The organism is Nocardioides furvisabuli (assembly GCF_021083185.1).
Classification (GTDB): Bacteria; Actinomycetota; Actinomycetes; order Propionibacteriales; family Nocardioidaceae; genus Nocardioides; species Nocardioides furvisabuli.
On the sequence record NZ_JAIGQB010000005.1, the window covers coordinates 64,351 to 84,389 of the forward strand.

The following is a 20,039-nucleotide window of genomic DNA, read 5'->3' on the forward strand; positions in this document are numbered from 1 at the left end:
ATGGGGGCTGGTCACAGCCACGGCGACCGTCCCGGGCTGGGACCCGCGCCGCGGCACCTGAGGGTGCTGATGGCCCTGCTCGTGGGACCCCTCGTGCTCGCGACCGTCATCGGCGTGGCGGTGCTCTGGCCCGACGGCGACCTCGAGATCAGCGGGCCGGGGGTCGACGTGCAACGGGGCACCGCGCAGGTCCGGGAGATCGGCGAGTGCCGCCAGGACGTGGTCGGCTGCCAGGCGGCCCAGGTCGAGCTGCTCAGCGGACCGGGTGCGCCCGGCGAGGCGGAGGCGTTGCTGCCCTACGGCGAGCGTGCGCCGGTCGTGGAACCCGGCGACCGGATCATCGTGTCCTTCACCGCCGAGGCGCCTGAGGGCGAGCAGTACGCCTTCCAGGACTTCGACCGCGGTCCGCCGCTGCTCGTGCTGACCCTCCTCTTCGCGATCGGCGTGCTCGCGCTGTCGCGCTGGCGGGGCATCGGGGCGCTGGCCAGCCTGGCGTACTCCCTGGTCCTCATCGCGGTCTTCACGCTGCCCGCGATCATGGAGGGCTCCTCGCCCCTCGCGGTCGCGGTGGTCACCGCGGCGGCGATCATGCTCGTCACCCTCTACCTGTCGCACGGCTTCGACGTGCGCTCGACCGTCGCGATGCTCGGCACGCTGGTCTCGCTGCTGGTGATCGGCGCGATCGGGTGGGTCTTCACCGGCGTCGGCCACTTCACCGGGCTCGTCGACGAGGGCAGCCAGTACATCTCCGGCATCGCCACGCAGGTCGACCTCCGCGGCCTGCTGCTGGCCGGCCTGGTGATCGGTGCGCTCGGCGTGCTCGACGACGTCACCGTGACCCAGACGTGGGCGGTGTGGGAGCTCGCCGACGTGGACCCCGACGCCAGCACGCGGACCCTCTTCGTGCGCGCCATGCGCATCGGGCGCTCCCACGCCGCCTCCACCGTCAACACCCTCGTGCTGGCCTACGTCGGGGCGACCCTGCCGCTGATGCTGGTCTTCTCGGCACTCGACCTGCCCTTCGGCATCGCCGTCAGCCAGGAGATCGTCGCGCAGGAGGTCGTGCGCGGTCTCGTCGGCGGGCTCGGCATCCTCGCGGCCGTGCCGGTCACCACCCTGGTCGCGGCCCTGGTCGCGGGACGGCTGGTCCGGGAGCGGACGGCGGCCGCCGGTCCCTCCCACCGCGCCTAGACTCACCGCGTGAACAGTCCCGCCCGCATCGTCGTCCTGGTGTCCGGTGCCGGCACCAACCTGCAGGCCCTGCTCGATGCCTGCACCGAGTCGTCGTACGGCGCGCGCGTGGTCGCGGTCGGCGCCGACCGCGACGACATCGAGGGCCTCGCGCGGGCCGATCGTGCGGGGGTGCCGACCTTCGTCGCGAAGGTGGGCGACTACACGTCCCGCGAGCACTGGGACCGGGCGCTGGGCGACAAGGTGGGGGCCTTCGAACCCGACCTCGTGGTGTCGGCCGGTTTCATGAAGCTGCTGTCCGCGGACTTCCTCGAGCGCTTCCTCACCCTCAACACCCACCCCGCCCTGTGTCCGGCCTTCCCGGGGATGCACGGCCCCCGCGACGCCCTCGAGCACGGCGTCAAGGTCACCGGCGCGACCCTCTTCGTCGTCGACGCCGGGGTCGACACCGGCCCGATCGTGGCGCAGGTGCCCGTGACCGTGGAGGAGGACGACGACGTCGCCTCGCTCCACGAGCGGATCAAGACCGCCGAGCGCGCGATGCTCGTCGACGCGGTGGGCCGCATCGCCCGCGACGGCCTCGCGGTGGAGGGCCGCCGGGTTCGCATCGGCGCCGGTCCTCGGTAGTCTGCTGCCACACGACTGGCGCAGGTGGGCCACCACCAGGGAGTGACGCGCGAGGACATCGAACGCCTGGGTGCCTCGACTCAATCACCATCCGAGGAGTCCCGTGTCCGACCAGCCCGACCTGATGCGCATCCCGATCCGCCGAGCGCTCGTCTCCGTCTACGACAAGACCGGCCTCGACGACCTGGTCCGCGGCCTGCACGACGGCGGCGTCGAGCTGGTCTCGACCGGCGGCTCGGCCGCGCTGATCGAGTCGCTCGGCCTCCCGGTGACCAGGGTCGAGGACCTCACCGGCTTCCCCGAGTGCCTCGACGGCCGGGTCAAGACGCTGCACCCGCGCGTGCACGCCGGCATCCTCGCCGACCGCCGCCTCGACTCCCACGTCGCGCAGCTCGCGGAGCTCGGCGTCGAGCCGTTCGACCTCGTCGTCAGCAACCTCTACCCCTTCACCCAGACCGTCGCCTCCGGCGCGAGCCCCGACGAGTGCGTGGAGCAGATCGACATCGGCGGGCCGTCGATGGTGCGCGCAGCGGCGAAGAACCACCCCAGCGTCGCCATCGTCACCTCGCCCGCGGCGTACGACGACGTGCTCGCCGCCGTGGCAGCCGGCGGCTTCACGCTGGCCCAGCGGCAGCGCCTCGCGGCCGAGGCGTTCGTGCACACCGCGACCTACGACGTCCACGTCGCCTCCTGGATGGGCAACGCGCTGACCGACACCAGCGAGGGCTCGGGCTTCCCGGCGTGGATGGGTGCGACCTGGAGCAAGGAGGCAGTGCTGCGCTACGGCGAGAACCCCCACCAGGGCGCCGCGCTCTACTCCAACGGCTTCCTCCCCGAGGGGCCCGGGCTCGCCCAGGCCACGCAGCACCACGGCAAGGAGATGTCCTACAACAACTACGTCGACGCGGACGCTGCCCGCCGGGCGGCGTACGACTTCGACGAGCCGGCCGTGGCGATCATCAAGCACGCCAACCCCTGCGGCATCGCGATCTGCTCCGACGACGTGGCGGACCCGATCTCGGTGGCCCACCGCCTCGCCCACGAGTGTGACCCGGTCAGCGCCTTCGGCGGCGTGATCGCGACCAACGTGCCGGTCTCGGTGGCGATGGCCCAGCAGGTCGCGGAGATCTTCACCGAGGTGATCGTCGCCCCGGGCTACGAGGACGGTGCGGTCGAGGCGCTCCAGGCCAAGAAGAACATCCGCATCCTCGAGTGCCCGCCGCTCACGCGCGGCGGCGGCGAGATGCGCGCGATCTCGGGCGGGCTGCTGCTGCAGGCCCGTGACGTGATCTCGGCCGAGGGCGACGACCCGTCGACGTGGACGCTCGCGACCGGCGAGGCCGCGTCCGAGGAGGTCCTCGCCGACCTCGCCTTCGCGTGGCGCGCCTGCCGCGCGGTGAAGTCCAACGCGATCCTCCTGGCCTCCGGCGGCGCGTCCGTCGGGGTCGGGATGGGCCAGGTCAACCGCGTCGACTCGTGCCGCCTCGCCGTCGAGCGCGCGGGGGAGCGGGCCGCCTCGGCCGTCGCCGCTTCCGACGCCTTCTTCCCCTTCGCCGACGGCCCGCAGATCCTCATCGACGCGGGTGTGAAGGCCATCGTGCAGCCCGGTGGCTCGGTCCGCGACGCCGAGGTGGTCGCGGCCTGCGAGGCGGCCGGCGTGACGATGTACCTCACCGGCACGAGGCACTTCTTCCACTAGGACGCGCCAGCCACTCCGCGAGCCCCAGCCCCACCCCCGATCCCTAGGATGACCCCGTGACGGCACAGACCCTGGACGGCGCAGCGACGCTGCGGACCATCAAGGCCGAGCTCGCCGAGCGCGTCGCCGCGCTCGAGGAGAAGGGGGTCGTCCCCGGCCTCGGCACGGTGCTGGTCGGCGACGACCCCGGCTCGCACTGGTACGTCGGCGCGAAGCACAAGGACTGCGCCGAGATCGGCATCACCTCGATCCGGCGCGACCTGCCCGCGACGGCGAGCCAGGCCGAGGTCGAGGCGGTCATCGACGAGCTCAACGCCGACGACGCGTGCACCGGCTTCCTCGTGCAGCAGCCCACCGGCCTCGACGAGTTCGCGCTGCTCTCGCGTGTCGACCCCGGCAAGGACGTCGACGGCCTGCACCCGATGAACCTCGGCAAGCTGGTGCTCGGGGAGTCCGGTCCCCTTCCCTGCACCCCGGTCGGGGCGATCGAGCTGCTGCGTCGCCACGACGTGGCCATCGCCGGCGCCGAGGTGGTCGTGGTCGGCCGCGGCCTCACCGTCGGGCGTCCGCTCGGGCTGCTGCTGACCCGCCGGTCCGAGAACGCCACCGTCACGCTCTGCCACACCGGCACCGTCGACCTCGCCGCACACGTGCGGCGCGCCGACATCGTGATCGCCGCGGCCGGCGTGCCGGGGATCATCACCTCCGACATCGTCAAGCCGGGTGCTGCGGTGCTCGACGTCGGGGTCTCACGCGTGGACGGAAAGGTGACCGGCGACGTGCACCCCGGCGTGTGGGACGTGGCCGGATGGGTCTCGCCCAACCCCAAGGGCGTCGGGCCGATGACGCGCGCGATGCTGCTGAGCAACATCGTCGAGATCGCCGAGAGGTCCGTCGCCTGACATGGGCGAGCCGGACCGCATCGAGCCGCCCGACTCCGTGGACCCGGTGTCGGCTGAGCCGGTCGACCTCGAGGAACCGCGACGCTACCCCTCCACCCTCGGAGGGGGGTTCTACCTGGTGGTGCTCGGCGTCGTCGGGTTCGCCCTGGTGCTGGTCTCGCTCGGCGAGTGGCGCAACGGCATCCGTCTGTTCGGCGGCTCGCTGCTCCTCGCCGCCGCCGTACGCCTGGTGCTGCCCACCCGCAACGCCGGCATGCTCGCCGTACGCCACAAGGTGCTCGACGCGCTCATCCTGCTCGCGCTCGGTGGCTCGCTGATCTTCCTGGCGGGCTCGATCCCGGACCAGCCGGGCGCCTTCTAGCGTTGCCCCACGCACGAACGGTGCGTGAGGCAGGCGCTGCAGAACCTGTCCCACGCACCGCTCGGGTGCGTCAGTGCCTCAGATGAGGCCGAGCTCGGTGACCGCCTGGCGCTCCTCGGCCAGCTCGGCGGTCGAGGCGTCGATGCGCGCCCGGGAGAAGTCGTCGATCTCGAGGCCCTCGACGATCGACCAGTCGCCACCCGAGGTGGTGACGGGGAACGAGGAGATCAGGCCCTCGGGGACGCCGTACTCTCCCCGGGACGCCACGGCCATGGAGACCCAGTCGTCGGCGGCGGAGCCGAAGAGCCAGTCGCGGGCGGCGTCGATCGTGGCGGATGCGGCGGAGGCGGCCGAGGACGAGCCCCGGGCGTCGATGATCGCGGCACCGCGCTTGGCGACGGTGGGGATGAAGTCGTTCTCCAGCCAGGCCTGGTCGCCGATGAGCTCGGCGGCGTTGCGGCCGGCGACCTCGGCGTGGAAGAGGTCGGGGTACTGGGTCGCGGAGTGGTTGCCCCAGATCGTCATCTTCTTGATGTCGGTGACGGACGCGCCGGTCTTGGCCGCGAGCTGGCTGATGGCGCGGTTGTGGTCGAGACGGGTCAACGCGGAGAAGCGCTCGCGCGGGATGTCGGGGGCGTTGCTCATCGCGATGAGGGCGTTGGTGTTGGCCGGGTTGCCGGTGACGCCGATGCGTACGTCGTCGGCGGCGACCGCGTTGAGGGCCTTGCCCTGCGCGGTGAAGATCGCACCGTTGGCCGAGAGCAGGTCGCCGCGCTCCATGCCCGGGCCGCGCGGGCGCGCGCCGACGAGCAGGGCGAGGTTGACGCCGTCGAAGATCTTCTCGGCGTCCGCGCCGATCTCCACGCCGGCGAGCTGCGGGAAGGCGCAGTCGTCGAGCTCCATCACGACGCCCTCGAGCGCCTTGAGGGCCGGCTCGATCTCGAGCAGGCGGAGCTCGATCGGGCGGTCCGCGGCGAGGGCGCCGCTGGCGAGGCGGAAGAGCAGGCTGTAGCCGATCTGACCGGCGGCGCCGGTGACGGCGACCTTGAGCGGTTCGGAGGTCACGGTGGGTTTCTCCTCGTGAGGTGAGCGCGAGCGTGGTGTCCCGCTGACGCTAGCAGCGCCACCGCCGCTGGTGGCGGGCTGGTGCGCGGCTGGCATGCTGGCGCCCATGACGAGGCCGCCCGGAGCCGTACGCCGCCCACGGGCTGCCGCAGCGCTGGCGGCCTGCCTCGCGCTCGGGCTGTCGGGATGCGCAGGCGTCGGCCAGCCGCAGCCCTACGACTCCCCGGGGATCAACGGCCTGGTCATCCCCACGCCGACCCCGTCGCACGGGGACTTCGTCGCAGGCGTCGACAACCCGTGGCTCGCGCTGGAGCCCGGTGCCACGTGGCGCTACGACGTGAGCGAGGACGGGCGCACCCTCGGCACCATCGACGCCGAGGTCCTCGACGCCACGACCGAGATCGCCGGGCTGGAGGCCACCGCGCTGCGGGTCACGATGGACCTCGACGGCCCGACGGCCGACGAGACGCGGTTCTACGCCCAGGACGAGGACGGCAACGTCTGGCTGGTGGGGGTCGACTCGGCCACTGGGCTGTCGTGGCGAGCCGGGGTCGACAGTGCCGAGGCGGGCCTGGCGATGCCCGCGGACCCGCGGCTCGGGGACGGCTGGGTGCGGTTCAGCGTGCCGAACCTCCTCGAGGCCACCACCCGGGTCGAGGACCAGTCGTCCACGCTGGTGCAGACGCGTGACGAGGCCGGCACCACCACTCGCAAGGTCTACGAGCGGGGCGTCGGCCTCGCCAGCGTCGAGGACCTCACCGCCGGGTGGCAGGCGGTCCTGGCGCGCTAGGTCGGGCGCGGCCGGTCAGGCTCAGTCCGGCCGGCGCACCTGGGTGCGGCCGTCGTCGTCGCCGTCGGGGTTGCCCCAGTGGCCGGGAGCACCCTGGCCGGGCTGCTGCGGCTGCTGTCCGGGCTGCTGCTGCGGCGCACCCCACTGACCGGGCTGCGTCGGCGGCTGCTGCTGCACGGGCTGGCCCCACTGGCCGGGAGCCGGCTGCTGCGGGGCGCCGTACGCGGGGTCGGGCTGCTGCTGCGGCGCAGCGGGCTGGCCCCACTGCTGCTGCGGGGGAGCGCCCCACGCGGCGCCGGGCTGGCCCCAGCCGCCCTGCTGGCCCTGGTTCCACTGGGCCTCGTAGCCGCCGGGGACGAACTGGTCCTTGCGGCCGCCGCCGAAGCTGAGGCCGGAGCCGGCGACCGGGGCGGAACCGTGGCCGAAGAGGAGCGGGTAGGTCAGTCCGGCGATCGCCGCGCCGACGAGCGGGGCCACGACGAAGAGCCAGAGCTGGACGATCGCGTCGGTGCCGGCGAAGACCCCCACGCCGATCGAGCGGGCCGGGTTGACCGAGGTGCCGGTGAGCGGGATCGCGACGAAGTGGATCATCGCCAGCGCCAGGCCGATCGCGAGCGGCCCCATGGCCACGTTGACCTCGTTGCGCTCGTCGGTGACGGCGAGGATCACCCACAAGAAGATCGCGGTGAGCAGGATCTCCACGAGCAGCGCGGCCCACCAGGCATAGCCGGAACCTGCGTCGCCGAAGAAGTTCTGACCCATGTTGCCCTCGGCGCTGAACCCCTCGAAGCCGTTGCCGAGGCCGAAGAGCATCGCGCCGGCCAGCAGGCCGCCGAGGAGCTGGGCGGCCATGTAGATGCCGACCTGGTTCCACGGCAGGCGGCCGCCGAGCACGGCGCCCAGCGTCACGGCCGGGTTGAAGTGGCCGCCGGAGATGCGGCCCACGGCGTACGCCATGACCACCACGGCGAGGCCGAAGGTGAGGGCCGTCGCGACGAGGTCGCCGCCGCTGTAGACAGCAGCGCCGCAGCCGAAGAACACGAGCACGAAGGTGCCCATCGTCTCTGCGGTGAACTTCTGCCCGGTGGTCGGTGTGGCTTCGACGGTGTCGCTCATGGCGAGTCCCCTCCAGAGTCGTGGTGGCCGTACCCCGCGTAGGCCACGCGAAGCCTAGCCTCGCCCACACGGGGGTGCGAGGGTAGGCGAGTCGCGGCGCAGCCCGGTGTCAGGTATCTTGACGTCAAGAGTTATGCCGCCCGATCGACCACCCCGAGCGACCACCAGGAGCTGTCGTCCCATGGCCAAGATCATCTACACCCACACCGACGAGGCGCCGCTGCTCGCGACGTACTCCTTCCTCCCGATCATCGCCGCCTACGCGAAGACCGCCGGTGTCGAGGTCGAGACGCGCGACATCTCCCTCGCCGGCCGCGTGATCGCGCAGTTCCCCGACCGCCTCACCGAGGAGCAGCGCCTCGACGACGCCCTCGCCGAGCTCGGCGAGCTGGCCACGAAGCCCGAGGCCAACATCATCAAGCTGCCCAACATCTCCGCCTCGACCCCGCAGCTCAAGGCGACCATCGCCGAGCTGCAGTCGCAGGGCTACGACCTGCCGGCCTACCCGGAGAACCCGCAGACCGACGAGGAGCGCGAGGCCCGCGCCCGCTACGACAAGGTCAAGGGCTCCGCGGTGAACCCGGTCCTGCGCGAGGGCAACTCCGATCGCCGCGCGCCGGCCTCGGTCAAGAACTACGCCAAGGCCCACCCGCACTCGATGGGCGCCTGGAGCAGTGAGTCGAAGACGTCGGTGGCCACCATGGGCCACGACGACTTCCGCACCAATGAGCAGTCCGTCGTGCTCGACGCCGACGACACCCTCTCGATCGTCCACGTCGGGGCGGGCGGCGAGGAGACCGTCCTGAAGGAGGGCCTCGCGGTCCTCGAGGGCGAGGTCGTCGACGCCACCTTCATGAGCGCCTCCGCGCTGGACGCCTTCCTGGAGGAGCAGGTCGCGAAGGCCAAGGCCGACGGCGTGCTCTTCTCCGCCCACCTCAAGGCCACGATGATGAAGGTCTCCGACCCGATCATCTTCGGCCACGTGGTGCGCGCCTACTTCGCCGACGTGTTCGCCCAGTACGGCGAGCAGCTGGCCGCCGCGGGCCTCTCGGCCAACGACGGCCTCGGCGCGATCCTCGCCGGTCTCGACGAGGTCGAGGGCGGCGCAGAGATCAGGGCCGCCTTCGAGAAGGGGCTCGCCGAGGGTCCCGCGCTGGCCATGGTCGACTCCGACAAGGGCATCACCAACCTCCACGTGCCCTCCGACGTCATCATCGACGCCTCGATGCCGGCGATGATCCGCACCTCGGGCCAGATGTGGAACGCCGACGGCGAGCAGCAGGACACCCTCGCGGTGATCCCCGACTCCTCCTACGCCGGCGTCTACCAGGCCGCGATCGACGACTGCCGCACCCACGGCGCGCTCGACCCCTCGACCATGGGCTCGGTGCCCAACGTCGGCCTGATGGCCAAGGCGGCCGAGGAGTACGGCTCGCACGACAAGACCTTCGAGGTCCCCGCCACGGGCAAGGTCGAGGTCCGCAACGCCGCCGGCGACGTGCTGATGTCGCACGACGTGGAGCCCGGCGACATCTGGCGTGCCTGCCAGACCAAGGACGCCTCGATCCGTGACTGGGTCAAGCTCGCCGTCACCCGTGCCCGCGCCAGCGCGACGCCCGCGATCTTCTGGCTCGACAGGAGCCGCGCGCACGATGCCAACCTCATCGCCAAGATCGAGGCCTACCTGCCCGAGCACGACACCGAGGGCCTGACGCTGGAGATCATGGCGCCGGCCGAGGCGACGACGTACTCGCTCGAGCGGATCCGCCGCGGCGAGGACACCATCTCGGTGACCGGCAACGTGCTCCGCGACTACAACACCGACCTGTTCCCGATCCTCGAGCTCGGCACCAGCGCCAAGATGCTCTCGATCGTCCCGCTGATGAACGGCGGCGGCCTCTTCGAGACCGGCGCGGGCGGATCGGCGCCCAAGCACGTGCAGCAGCTGGTGAAGGAGGACTACCTGCGCTGGGACAGCCTGGGTGAGTTCTTCGCGCTGGCGGCCTCGCTCGACCACCTCGGCGGGTACGACGACAACGCGCGCGCCCGGATCCTCGGCGAGACCCTCGACCGGGCGACGGAGACCTTCCTCAACGAGGACCGCTCGCCGGGGCGCAAGCTCGGCACGATCGACAACCGCGGCTCGCACTTCTACCTCGCCCTCTACTGGGCCGAGGAGCTGGCGAAGCAGACCGAGGACGCCGACCTCGCGGCAGCCTTCGCCGCTCTGGCCGGCACGCTGCGCGAGAACGAGCAGACGATCGTCGACGAGCTGCTCGCGGTGCAGGGCAAGCCCGCCGACATCGGCGGCTACTTCCGCCCCGACCCGGAGAAGGCGGCGGCGGTGATGCGCCCGTCGACGACCTTCAACGAGGCGCTCGCCACCATCGGCTGACCCTCCGCGCGCAGCGCGACCCGCGTCACAGCCGGGGCCCCCGGGGAATACTCCTCGGGGGCCCTGTCTTGCGTCCAGTGATGACGACTGCTGCTCCCGCCCCGCCCGGATCCACCCTCGACGACCTCGACGTCGCGTCGGTGACCGCGCGGCACTTCGGGCTCGCCGTCCTGGCGCTGGCCATGGGCGGCTTCGCGATCGGCACGACGGAGTTCGTGACGATGGGGCTGCTGCCGCAGATCGCCGGCGGCGTCGACGTCTCGATCCCCACCGGCGGCCACGTCATCTCGGCGTACGCCGTGGGTGTGGTGGTGGGTGCCCCGGTCCTCGCCTTCCTCGGTGCCCGGCTCCCGCGGCGCGCGCTGCTCCTCGCGCTGATGGCCGCCTTCGCGCTCGGCAACAGCGTCAGCGCCCTGGCCACGTCGTACGAGCAGCTGATGCTCGCGCGCTTCGCCGCCGGCCTGCCGCACGGCGCCTACTTCGGCGTCGCGTCACTGGTCGCGGCCAGCATGGCCCGCCCCTCGCGCAAGGGCCGGGCGGTCTCGCAGGTGATGCTCGGGCTCTCGGTCGCCAACGTGCTCGGCGTGCCCGCCGCCACGGTGCTCGGCCAGGAGCTCGGGTGGCGTGCGGCCTTCTGGGCGGCCTCCGGGCTCGCCGTGCTGACGCTGGTCCTGGTCGCCTGGTTCGTCCCCTCGGTGCCCGGCGACGCGGGGGCGAGCGGGCGGCGCGAGCTCTCCGCCTTCAAGGTCCCCCAGGTGTGGCTGACGCTGCTGGCCGGAGCGGTGGGCTTCGGCGGCATGTTCGCCGTCTACACCTACATCGCGCCCGTCGTCACGGACGTCGCGGGACTGGGGGAGCGGTCGGTCGCGATCTTCCTGCTGTCCTTCGGCCTCGGCATGGTCGCCGGCACCTGGCTGGCCGGGATCATGGCCGACTGGTCGATCTTCCGCTCGCTGATCATCGGCGGGGTCGGCATGGCGGTGACGATGCTGGCCTTCTGGCTGGCCGCGCCCCACGGCTGGGCCGCGCTGCCGGTCGTCTTCCTGATCACCACGCTGGGCTCGGTGCTGGTGGTGAACCTCCAGCTGCGCCTGATGGACGTCGCCGGCGAGGCGCAGACGCTCGGTGCGGCGATGAACCACGCCTCGCTCAACATCGCCAACGCCCTCGGCGCCTGGCTCGGTGGCCTCGTCATCGCCGCGGGCTGGGGCCTGCGCGCCCCGGCGCTGGTGGGCCTGGGGCTCTCCCTGGCCGGTGTGGCGATCCTGCTGCTCTCGGCCACGCTCCACGTGCGTGGCCGCGCGTCGACCTCCGACTGATTTTCCTGGAGTTAACACAGTCGGAACTCCTGCGTAAGCCAGACTTGGAACGATCCAAGGCATGGAGGCGGGGGGACCGCCCCGAAATCTTCCGGAGGTCAGGCATGGACGAGGACACGATCATCACCGCCATGGAGCGCCGTCGCGAGCTGCGCGACCGCAACGTGCACGACGTGGTGGAGCTGCTGCAGCGGCGCGAGGAGCTCAAGGGGGTCTACCCGATGGCCGACCTGGTGGTCGACAACCTCGGCTGGGTGGTCTGAGCCCGCGGGTCCGACGCAGCACGAGCCCCGCCCGGGACCGGGCGGGGCTCGTGTCGTCCCGGGGGCTGGCTCAGATCAGCCAGCAGTTGCTCAGCTGCGGGAGCCCGAGGAACCTCGCCTCGAAGAACGGCAGCGCCTCCGCCGTCTGGGGCAGGATGCCACCCACGTGGAGCGGGGCGATGTTGGTGGAGAAGAAGACGTTGGCGCCCTTGCCGCACCACGACCTCGCCATCTGCTTGCCCACCGTGTAGGGGATCACGTCGTCCAGCGCAGAGTGCGTGACCAGCACCGGGACGCTCGGCCTGATCGTCCCGATCCGCTGGGCGGCCACGATGGACCTGAACGGCTCGGCCGCCATCAGGGCCGACATCGGCTGGCCGTTGTAGCTCAGCGTCGACGACTTCACGAAGGCGTTGTTGAGCAGGTCGAAGACGCACTCGGTCTCGACCCGGTCGCTGGTCGCGCGACCCGTCGCGTTCAGGTAGGGCGAGAGGTCGACGTCGTGGCTCGCCGCGAGGCCGCGCAGCGCGAAGAAGGCGAACGAGGAGTAGAGCCCGCCGTCGAGGTGGGTGGCGACCTTGGTGAGGTCGGCCGGGACCGCGCCGACCACCGCGCCCTTGAGGCGGAGCTCGGGGGCGTACGTGGAGGCGAGCTCGACCGCGGACGCCGCAGCGCCACCGCCCTGGGAGTAGCCCATCAGCCCGACCGGGCTGGTGCTGCTCAAGCCGGTGCCGGACAGGCGCTGGGCGGCGCGTACGACGTCGAGCGTCGCGCGGCCCTGCGAGACGCGGTCCATGTAGGTGTGGACGCCGATGGTGCCGAGGCCCTCGTAGTCCGGCATCGCCACGGCGTAGCCACGCAGCAGCAGGCCCTCGATGCCGATGCCCTCGTACTCGATGCCCTCGGAGAACTGGCGCGACGGTGCGCACCGGTCCGCCATGCCCTGGGTGCCGGGCGCGTAGCCGATGACCGGGCGCGAGCCCACGCCGATCCACGGGGCGTTGGGCACCAGGACGGTGCCGGAGACCGCGATCGCCCTGCCGGCGCGGTTGGTGCTCTTGTAGAGCACCCGCTTGGCGTTGCGGACCAGGCTCGTCACGTCGAGCGGGTCGAGCAGGAACGTCATCGCCTCGCTGCGGATCAGCGCGCCGTTGGCGCTGGGCAGCGAGCCGGGGGTCTCGTAGAACGCGGGCCGCGGCGGCTCCGCGACCGCGGCGTGGGCCGTGGTGGGAGCCAGGGCCCCGGTCGCGAGCGTGGCGGTCAGGACGGTGAGGAGTGACGCGATCGCGCGTGCCGACCGACCCCGAGATCGGGTTCGACGGCCAGATGGTGCTGCCATGGTGGCTTCCCTCCCCGACCGGACGACCCGGCCTCGAGCGGAAACCTACTGGTGAGTCACATCACAGGGGGTGTGACGTTCGTCACGCGTAGACCATGCCCATCGCCTTGCGGACTTCGTCGAGGGTGGCCTCGGCGACCTCGTTGGCGCGCGTGTTGCCGCGTCGCAGCACCTCCGAGAGGTAGCCGGGGTCGGCCTCGAGCTCGGCGCGGCGCGCGCGCAGCGGGGCGAGCTCGGTGTTGATCGCGTCGGTGAGCCGGCCCTTGAGCGCACCACCGCCGCCGTCGCCGATCTCGTCGGCCACGGTCGCGGGGTCGGTCCCCTCGCAGAGCGCGATCAGGGTCAGCAGGTTGGCGACCTCGGGACGCCCGTCCGGGTCGTAGGTGATGACGCGATCGCTGTCGGTCCTGGCGCCCTTGAGCTTCTTGGCCGTCTCGTCGGCGCTCATCCGCAGCTCGACGACGTTGCCCTTCGACTTGCTCATCTTGGTGCCGTCGGTGCCGAGGATGAGCGGGGCCTCCGACAGCAGGGCGCCGGGCTCGGGGAAGACCGGCGCATAGCGGTCGTTGAAGCGGCGTGCCACGACCCGGGTCTGCTCGAGGTGGGGGAGCTGGTCGCGCCCCACCGGGACGACGTTGGCCTTGCAGAACAGGATGTCGGCGGCCTGGTGGACGGGGTAGGTCAGCAGCAGGCCGCCGATCGAGGTGATGCCGGCCGACCTGGCCTCGTCCTTGACCGTGGGGTTGCGCTGGAGCTCCGCCACGCTGACCAGGCTGAGGAAGGGCAGCATCAGCTGGTTGAGTGCCGGGACGGAGGAGTGGGTGAAGATCGTCGCCTTCTCCGGGTCGAGGCCGGCGGCGATGTTGTCGAGGAGCAGGTTGCGCACGTTGCCGGCGATGTCGCCGGCGACCTCGCGGTCGGTGATCACCTGGTAGTCGGCGATGAGCTGCCAGATCTCGGCGCCGCTGTCCTGCAGGCGGAGGCGGTTGCGGATCGAGCCGAAGTAGTGGCCGACGTGCAGCGCTCCGGTCGGACGGTCCCCGGTCAGCATCCGCAGCGAGGCCGGGTCGTCGGCCATCTGCTGCTCGATCGCCTCGCTGCGGGCCTGGGCGGCGCGGAAGGTGTCACTCACGACGGGCGAGCCTACTTCCCGGCTGCACGACGCGGCGAACCGGTTATGTAGGGTCGGTGAGTGCCCACCATCGGAGTAGCCATCGCGATTCCCGAGCCCTGGGCGAGTGAGCTCCAGGACTACCGCACCTCGGTCGGCGACACCACCGCCACGCAGATCCCCACCCACATCACCCTGATCCCGCCGGCGCAGGTCGCGGACGCCGAGCTCGACACCGTCACCGAGCACCTCGCTCACGCGGCCTCGGCCGTGGAGCCCTTCGACATCCACCTGCGCGGCACCGGCACGTTCCGCCCGGTGTCCCCGGTGGTCTTCGTGACCGTGGCCGAGGGGATCTCCCACTGCGAGGTGCTCGCCGACGCCGTACGCCGGGGTCCCCTCGCGGTCGACCTCGACTTCCCCTACCACCCGCACGTCACCATCGCCCACCACCTCGACGACCCGGTCCTCGACCGTGCCTTCGACGAGCTCGCCACCTTCGAGTGCCGCTTCGGTGTCGACGCCTTCAGCCTCTACGTCCACGACGAGCAGGCCGGCTGGCAGCCCACCGAGCGCTACGAGCTGGGCTGACATGTCCTTCGTCTCGTCTGTCAAGGACCGCGTCGAGCGCGTGCGTGAGCGCCGTCCCCTCGTCGACCACGTCGTGCGCATGGTCGAGCACTTCGGCAACGTCAACGGCAGCGCCCTCGCGGCCGCGGTCACCTACTTCGCGTTCTTGTCCTTCTTCCCGATCCTCGCGCTCGCGTTCGCCGTGATCGGCCTGGTCTCCAGGGCCTACCCCAACGCCGACGACGACCTCGTCACCGCGATCAACGACGTGCTGCCGGGGATCGTGGGAGGCCAGGACGGGCTCGACCTGGCCACCTTCCAGGACAACGCGCCCGGCATCCTCAGCGTCGGCATCCTGCTCGCCCTCTACTCCGGCCTCGGGTGGCTGTCGGGGATGCGCACGGCGCTCATCGCGGTCTTCGAGGAGCCCGAGCGCGAGCAGCCCAACTTCGTCGTCGGCAAGGTGCGCGACCTGCTGGCCCTGCTCACCCTCGGCTCGGTGCTCCTGGTGAGCGTCGCCGTGTCGGGCGTGGCCACGAAGATCGCCACGCCCATCCTCGAGCTGCTCGGGCTCGGCGCCGGCGCCAAGCCGCTGCTGTGGATCCTGGCGCTGGCGCTCGGCCTCGCGGCGAGCACGGTGCTGTTCTTCTCCTTCTTCCGTCTGCTCGCCAGCCCCAACGTCCCGTCGCGATCGCTCTGGTCGGGGGCGGTGCTCGGCGCCATCGTCTTCGAGCTGCTCAAGCAGCTCTCGACGGTACTGCTGCAGGCCACCCGGGAGCAGCCGGCCGTGCAGGCCTTCGGCATCGCCCTGATCCTGCTCGTGTGGATCAACTACTTCTCCCGCGTCGTCGTCCTCGCTGCCGCCTGGGCGCACACCTCGCCGGAGGCGCGTGCCGCGCGCGAGGCCCAGCTGGTCGCCGACCAGACCGTCGAGGGCCCGCGGATCGACCTCGCGGCGGCAGCGGGCGTCGTACGCAGTGCTCCGGCTCCGGCCGGCGGCTCCTCTCCGAAGGCCGCCTTCGCCGCGGGTGCGGCGTCGATGCTGGGCCTCGTCGCACTCGTACGCCGCCGGCGCTGAGGGTCCTGGGCGGTGGGTGGCAGCCGCCGAGCGGTGCGTGAGGGGGACTCTGGAGCCCAGAGTCCCCCTCACTCACCGCTCATCTCGTGTCGGGCGACGACTCGCTGGCCGGGCGGTGCGTGAGGGGGCCTGCGCAGCTCAGAAGCCTCGTTGCTCACCGCTCTTGAGGCCACGAACCGTCCACATGCGTCGCTCGGTGCAGCTCGTCCACAGGTCGATCGGGCGGCGGTGGTGGCCCGGACCCGTTGGTGGACGAATGGCGCGATGTTCGTCGTTCCCGATCATCTCCGCAGCGGAGCTGTCCACCGTCGCGTCGCCCTCGGGTCGGGTGTGAGCAGGGACGTCCTCGAGGGTGTCCAGTTCCGCCGCCTCCATGAGGCGGTGTATGTCCATCGCGACCACGAGATGACCTGGACCGACCATGTGGAGGCAGCGCGGCTGGCGTTGCCGACCACCGCCCGTACGACCGGAGTCACCAGGCTGCGCCAGCTCGGGCTCGACGTCGGCTCGGCGCTCCCGCTGCACTTCGTGGTCGAAGGGGACCACCACCTCGTGCTCGACGGCGTGTTCCTCCACCGCACCGTGAAGATGCCGGCGTGCGACGACGTGGGAACCACCGTCGAAGCCGCCTTCGTGGCGTTCTGCGCCGACGCCCGGCTCATCGACGCGATCAGCGTCGGGAGCTACCTGCTGCACAAGGAGTGGCTCGACCCCAGGCTCCTCGACCTGGTCCTGACCGAGGAGAAGTGGCGGCGCGGCGTGCCCGAGACGGCCCACGCCGTGCCGCACCTCGAGGGACGGTGTCGATCCATCCCTGAGGCGAAGCTCTTCGCCTACGTGGTCTTCGCTTCTCTGCCCGTGCCAGTGGTCAACCGCCCGCTCCGACTCGACGACGGTGTCGAGCTCACGCCTGACCTGCTGTTCGAGGACTACGGGCTCGTGGTCGAGTACGAGGGGAGCCACCACCAAGACGACCGCGCCCAGTACAACGCCGACATCGACCGCTATGCGCTCTACCGCCGGCACGCCGTGCCGTACGAGCAGGTCACCAAGGAACGGATGCGATCACCCAAGGCCGCGGTCAGGCTGGTCCACGCTGCACTGGTGGCGGAGGGGTACGACGGTCCTCCGCCGGACTTCGGTGACCAGTGGGAGTCGCTGTTCCTCCCGCTCTCAGAGCTCGTACGGCACAGGCGGGGATGGTCGAGCGGTGCGTGAGGGGGAGTGGATGACGGCAGAATGCCCCTCACTCACCGCCGCCGGATGCGCCACGGCGGGTAGACCTGTCCAGCGGTGGCACAGGGGGAGACTGCCAGTGCAGAAGGCCCCTCACTCACCGCCCGAGGGCGGGCAAGCCCCGGACGCAGACGAGGGCCGGGGGAGACCCCCGGCCCTCGTCTGGTGGACGTGCGGCTCAGTGGCCGTGGCGGATCGCGGTGCGCAGGTCCTTGTTGAGCTGGGAGATGACGTCGAGCGGGATCTCCTTGGGGCAGGCGGCGGTGCAGGCGCCGATGTTGGTGCAGCCGCCGAAGCCCTCGTGGTCGTGCTGGGCGACCATGTTGACCACGCGGCTGTCGCGCTCGGGCTGGCCCTGCGGGAGCTCGCCGAGGTGGGTGATCTTGGCACCCATGAAGAGCGAGGCCGAGCCGTTGGGGCACGCCGCGACGCAGGCGCCGCAGCCGATGCAGGTGGCGACGTTGAAGGCGCGGAGCGCGTCCTCACGCGGAACGGGCACCGAGTGGGCCTCGGGCGCCGAGCCGGTGTTGACCGAGATGTAGCCGCCCTGCTGGACGATCCGGTCGAAGGCGCTGCGGTCGACGACCAGGTCCTTGATGACCGGGAAGGCGTCGGAGCGCCACGGCTCGATGGTGATCGTCTCGCCGTCGGAGAACGAGCGCATGTGGAGCTGGCAGGTCGTGGTGACCTCCGGCCCGTGGGCGTCGCCGTTGATCATCAGCCCGCACGACCCACAGATGCCTTCGCGGCAGTCGTGGTCGAAGGCGACGGGATCCTCGCCCTTCTCGTTGAGCTGCTCGTTCAGCACGTCGAGCATCTCCAGGAAGGACATGTCCGGGGACACGTCGGAGAGCTGGTAGGTGTGCATCGCCCCGGCGGACGAGGCGTCCGGCTGGCGCCAGATCTTGAGGGTCAGGTTCATGCTCACTTGTAGCTCCGCTGCTTCATCTCGATGGCGGTGTAGACGAGGTCTTCCTTGTGCAGGACGGGGATGGAGTCCTCGCCGGCCCACTCCCACGCGGCGACGTAGGCGTACTCGTCGTCGTGGCGCAGCGCCTCGCCGTCCTCGGTCTGCGACTCGCCACGGAAGTGGCCACCGCACGACTCGCGTCGGTTGAGGGCGTCGATGCACATCAGCTCGCCGAGCTCGAAGAAGTCGGCCACGCGACCGGCCTTCTCGAGCGACTGGTTCAGGGTCTCGGCGCTGCCGAGGACCTTGACGTTGCGGTAGAAGTCGTCCTTGAGCGAGCGGATCAGGTCGATGGCCTTCTTCAGGCCGGTCTCGGTCCGCTCCATGCCGCAGTACTCCCACATGATGTTGCCGAGCTCGCGGTGGTAGGAGTCGACGCTGCGGGTGCCGTTCACGGACAGGAAGTGGTCGATGCGGCCCTTGACCGACTCGCGCGCCTCGACGACCGCGGGGTGGTCCTCGGTGATCTCCTCGAAAGGCCCGTCCGCGAGGTAGTCGCGGATGGTGTGGGGGAGGACGAAGTAGCCGTCGGCCAGACCCTGCATCAGCGCGGAGGCGCCGAGCCGGTTCGCGCCGTGGTCGGAGAAGTTCGCCTCACCGGTCACGAACAGACCGGGGATCGTGGACTGGAGGTCGTAGTCGACCCACAGGCCGCCCATGACGTAGTGCACGGCGGGGTAGATGCGCATCGGCACCTCGAACGGGTTCTCGCCCGTGATCCGCTCGTACATGTCGAAGAGGTTGTCGTACTTCTCGGTGATGCCCTTCTTGCCGAGGCGCTCGATGGCGGCAGAGAAGTCGAGGTAGACACCACGGCGTACGCCGTCGACCTCGGGGCCGACGCCGCGACCCTCGTCGCAGACGTTCTTGGCCGCACGCGAGGCGATGTCGCGGGGGACCAGGTTGCCGAAGGAGGGGTAGATCCGCTCCAGGTAGTAGTCGCGGTCCTCCTCGGGGATCTCGCGCGGGTCCTTGTCGCAGTCGGCCTGGTTCTTCGGCACCCAGATCCGGCCGTCGTTGCGCAGCGACTCCGACATCAGGGTCAGCTTCGACTGGTGCGAGCCCGAGACCGGGATGCAGGTCGGGTGGATCTGCGTGTAGCAGGGGTTGGCCATGTAGGCGCCCTTGCGGTGCGCGCGCCACGCGGCGGTGACGTTGCAGCCCATGGCGTTGGTCGACAGGTAGAACACGTTGCCGTAGCCGCCCGAGGCGAGCACGACGACGTCGGCGAGGTGGGTCTCGACCGCGCCGGTGACCATGTCGCGGGCGATGATGCCGCGCGCCTTGCCATCGACGGTGATGAGCTCCATCATCTCGTGGCGCGTGTACGTCGTCACGGTGCCGGCGGAGACCTGGCGCTCGAGCGCCTGGTAGGCGCCGATCAACAGCTGCTGGCCGGTCTGGCCGCGGGCGTAGAAGGTGCGCGAGACCTGCACGCCGCCGAAGGAGCGGTTGTCGAGCAGGCCGCCGTACTCGCGGGCGAACGGGACGCCCTGCGCGACGCACTGGTCGATGATGTTCGTGCTGACCTCGGCGAGGCGGTAGACGTTGGACTCGCGCGAGCGGTAGTCGCCGCCCTTGACCGTGTCGTAGAAGAGGCGGTGGACGGAGTCGCCGTCCTCCTTGTAGTTCTTCGCGGCGTTGATGCCGCCCTGCGCGGCGATGGAGTGCGCGCGGCGCGGGGAGTCCTGGTAGCAGAAGGACTTCACGTTGTAGCCGGCCTCGCCGAGGGTGGCGGCGGCCGAGGCGCCGGCCAGGCCGGTGCCGACGATGATGATCGACAGCTTGCGCCGGTTCGACGGGTTGACCAGGCGCGCCTCGAACTTGCGGTTCTGCCAGCGCTCGGCGATCGGGCCCTCGGGCGCCTTGGTGTCGACCAGCGGCGTGCCGGGCGTGTAGTAGCCCGCGGCGTCGTCGTAGTCGCCGTCGAGGAAGCCGCTGGCCGAGGCCTCGGCTGCGCTGACGGTGTCGGGCATGTCCATGTCGTGGCTCACGTGCGATGACCCC

At 71.1% G+C, this 20,039-nt stretch carries 18 protein-coding genes and 1 riboswitch; of the genes, 12 read left to right on the plus strand and 6 right to left on the minus strand.

Annotated features, from left to right (window positions below; genetic code table 11):
• From K4G59_RS11355 to K4G59_RS11375, 5 genes are all read left to right on the plus strand, one after another.
• Entirely contained in the window at positions 1-1,191 is a 1,191-nt protein-coding gene (locus K4G59_RS11355; RefSeq protein WP_231251175.1) for a YibE/F family protein, read from the plus strand.
• Between the two features lie 9 nt (positions 1,192-1,200).
• Positions 1,201-1,818 carry a phosphoribosylglycinamide formyltransferase gene (purN, locus tag K4G59_RS11360; RefSeq protein ID WP_231251176.1) on the plus strand — a complete coding sequence of 206 codons (618 nt, stop codon included), beginning with the start codon at positions 1,201-1,203 and terminating at the stop codon, positions 1,816-1,818.
• 1 nt (position 1,819) lies between these two features.
• Positions 1,820-1,897: riboswitch (ZMP/ZTP riboswitch) on the plus strand.
• Between the two features lie 45 nt (positions 1,898-1,942).
• Positions 1,943-3,517, plus strand: coding sequence for a bifunctional phosphoribosylaminoimidazolecarboxamide formyltransferase/IMP cyclohydrolase (gene purH, locus K4G59_RS11365; RefSeq protein ID WP_231251470.1), 1,575 nt, complete (start codon positions 1,943-1,945; stop codon positions 3,515-3,517).
• 56 nt (positions 3,518-3,573) lie between these two features.
• Positions 3,574-4,419, plus strand: coding sequence for a bifunctional methylenetetrahydrofolate dehydrogenase/methenyltetrahydrofolate cyclohydrolase (locus tag K4G59_RS11370; RefSeq protein ID WP_231251177.1), 846 nt, complete (start codon positions 3,574-3,576; stop codon positions 4,417-4,419).
• Position 4,420: 1 nt separating this feature from the next.
• Positions 4,421-4,780, plus strand: coding sequence for a DUF3017 domain-containing protein (locus K4G59_RS11375; RefSeq protein ID WP_231251178.1), 360 nt, complete (start codon positions 4,421-4,423; stop codon positions 4,778-4,780).
• Between the two features lie 78 nt (positions 4,781-4,858).
• Here K4G59_RS11375 and K4G59_RS11380 read toward each other — a convergent pair whose 3' ends face one another.
• Positions 4,859-5,845, minus strand: coding sequence for a malate dehydrogenase (locus K4G59_RS11380; protein ID WP_231251179.1), 987 nt, complete (start codon positions 5,843-5,845; stop codon positions 4,859-4,861).
• A 106-nt stretch (positions 5,846-5,951) separates the two neighbouring features.
• On the opposite strand from K4G59_RS11380, the gene K4G59_RS11385 reads away from it, so the two are divergent.
• Entirely contained in the window at positions 5,952-6,635 is a 684-nt protein-coding gene (locus K4G59_RS11385) for a hypothetical protein (RefSeq protein ID WP_231251180.1), read from the plus strand.
• A gap of 21 nt (positions 6,636-6,656) precedes the next feature.
• Here K4G59_RS11385 and K4G59_RS11390 read toward each other — a convergent pair whose 3' ends face one another.
• On the minus strand, positions 6,657-7,751 hold the full coding sequence (locus tag K4G59_RS11390; protein ID WP_231251181.1) for an MIP family channel protein: 1,095 nt from the start codon (positions 7,749-7,751) through the stop codon (positions 6,657-6,659).
• A 181-nt stretch (positions 7,752-7,932) separates the two neighbouring features.
• On the opposite strand from K4G59_RS11390, the gene K4G59_RS11395 reads away from it, so the two are divergent.
• The 3 genes from K4G59_RS11395 to K4G59_RS11405 all read left to right on the plus strand — a co-directional run bounded on the left by K4G59_RS11395 (position 7,933) and on the right by K4G59_RS11405 (position 11,728).
• Complete coding sequence (locus K4G59_RS11395) at positions 7,933-10,146, plus strand: NADP-dependent isocitrate dehydrogenase (RefSeq protein WP_231251182.1); 2,214 nt, start codon at positions 7,933-7,935, stop codon at positions 10,144-10,146.
• Between the two features lie 80 nt (positions 10,147-10,226).
• Positions 10,227-11,465 (plus strand): MFS transporter, encoded by a 1,239-nt coding sequence (locus K4G59_RS11400; protein ID WP_231251183.1) that lies wholly within the window; start codon positions 10,227-10,229, stop codon positions 11,463-11,465.
• Between the two features lie 104 nt (positions 11,466-11,569).
• Positions 11,570-11,728 carry a hypothetical protein gene (locus K4G59_RS11405; RefSeq protein WP_231251184.1) on the plus strand — a complete coding sequence of 53 codons (159 nt, stop codon included), beginning with the start codon at positions 11,570-11,572 and terminating at the stop codon, positions 11,726-11,728.
• A 70-nt stretch (positions 11,729-11,798) separates the two neighbouring features.
• Here K4G59_RS11405 and K4G59_RS11410 read toward each other — a convergent pair whose 3' ends face one another.
• Both K4G59_RS11410 and trpS read right to left on the minus strand, forming a co-directional pair.
• Positions 11,799-13,067, minus strand: a complete 1,269-nt coding sequence (locus K4G59_RS11410; RefSeq protein ID WP_231251185.1) for a lipase family protein — start codon at positions 13,065-13,067, stop codon at positions 11,799-11,801.
• Between the two features lie 82 nt (positions 13,068-13,149).
• Positions 13,150-14,199 (minus strand): tryptophan--tRNA ligase, encoded by a 1,050-nt coding sequence (gene trpS / locus K4G59_RS11415; protein ID WP_231251186.1) that lies wholly within the window; start codon positions 14,197-14,199, stop codon positions 13,150-13,152.
• A gap of 60 nt (positions 14,200-14,259) precedes the next feature.
• On the opposite strand from trpS, the gene K4G59_RS11420 reads away from it, so the two are divergent.
• From K4G59_RS11420 to K4G59_RS11430, 3 genes are all read left to right on the plus strand, one after another.
• On the plus strand, positions 14,260-14,769 hold the full coding sequence (locus K4G59_RS11420) for a 2'-5' RNA ligase family protein (RefSeq protein ID WP_231251187.1): 510 nt from the start codon (positions 14,260-14,262) through the stop codon (positions 14,767-14,769).
• A gap of 1 nt (position 14,770) precedes the next feature.
• The gene (locus tag K4G59_RS11425; RefSeq protein WP_231251188.1) at positions 14,771-15,826 is read left to right on the plus strand and encodes a YihY/virulence factor BrkB family protein; all 1,056 of its coding nucleotides are present in this window, start codon (positions 14,771-14,773) and stop codon (positions 15,824-15,826) included.
• A gap of 330 nt (positions 15,827-16,156) precedes the next feature.
• Positions 16,157-17,044, plus strand: a complete 888-nt coding sequence (locus K4G59_RS11430; protein WP_231251189.1) for a putative endonuclease domain-containing protein — start codon at positions 16,157-16,159, stop codon at positions 17,042-17,044.
• A 196-nt stretch (positions 17,045-17,240) separates the two neighbouring features.
• On the opposite strand, the gene K4G59_RS11435 is transcribed toward K4G59_RS11430, so the two are convergent.
• On the minus strand, positions 17,241-17,984 hold the full coding sequence (locus tag K4G59_RS11435) for a succinate dehydrogenase/fumarate reductase iron-sulfur subunit (protein ID WP_231251190.1): 744 nt from the start codon (positions 17,982-17,984) through the stop codon (positions 17,241-17,243).
• Between the two features lie 2 nt (positions 17,985-17,986).
• Positions 17,987-20,008: a fumarate reductase/succinate dehydrogenase flavoprotein subunit gene (locus tag K4G59_RS11440; protein WP_231251471.1), complete on the minus strand. Its 2,022-nt coding sequence runs from the start codon at positions 20,006-20,008 to the stop codon at positions 17,987-17,989.
• Positions 20,009-20,039 lie beyond the last annotated feature (31 nt).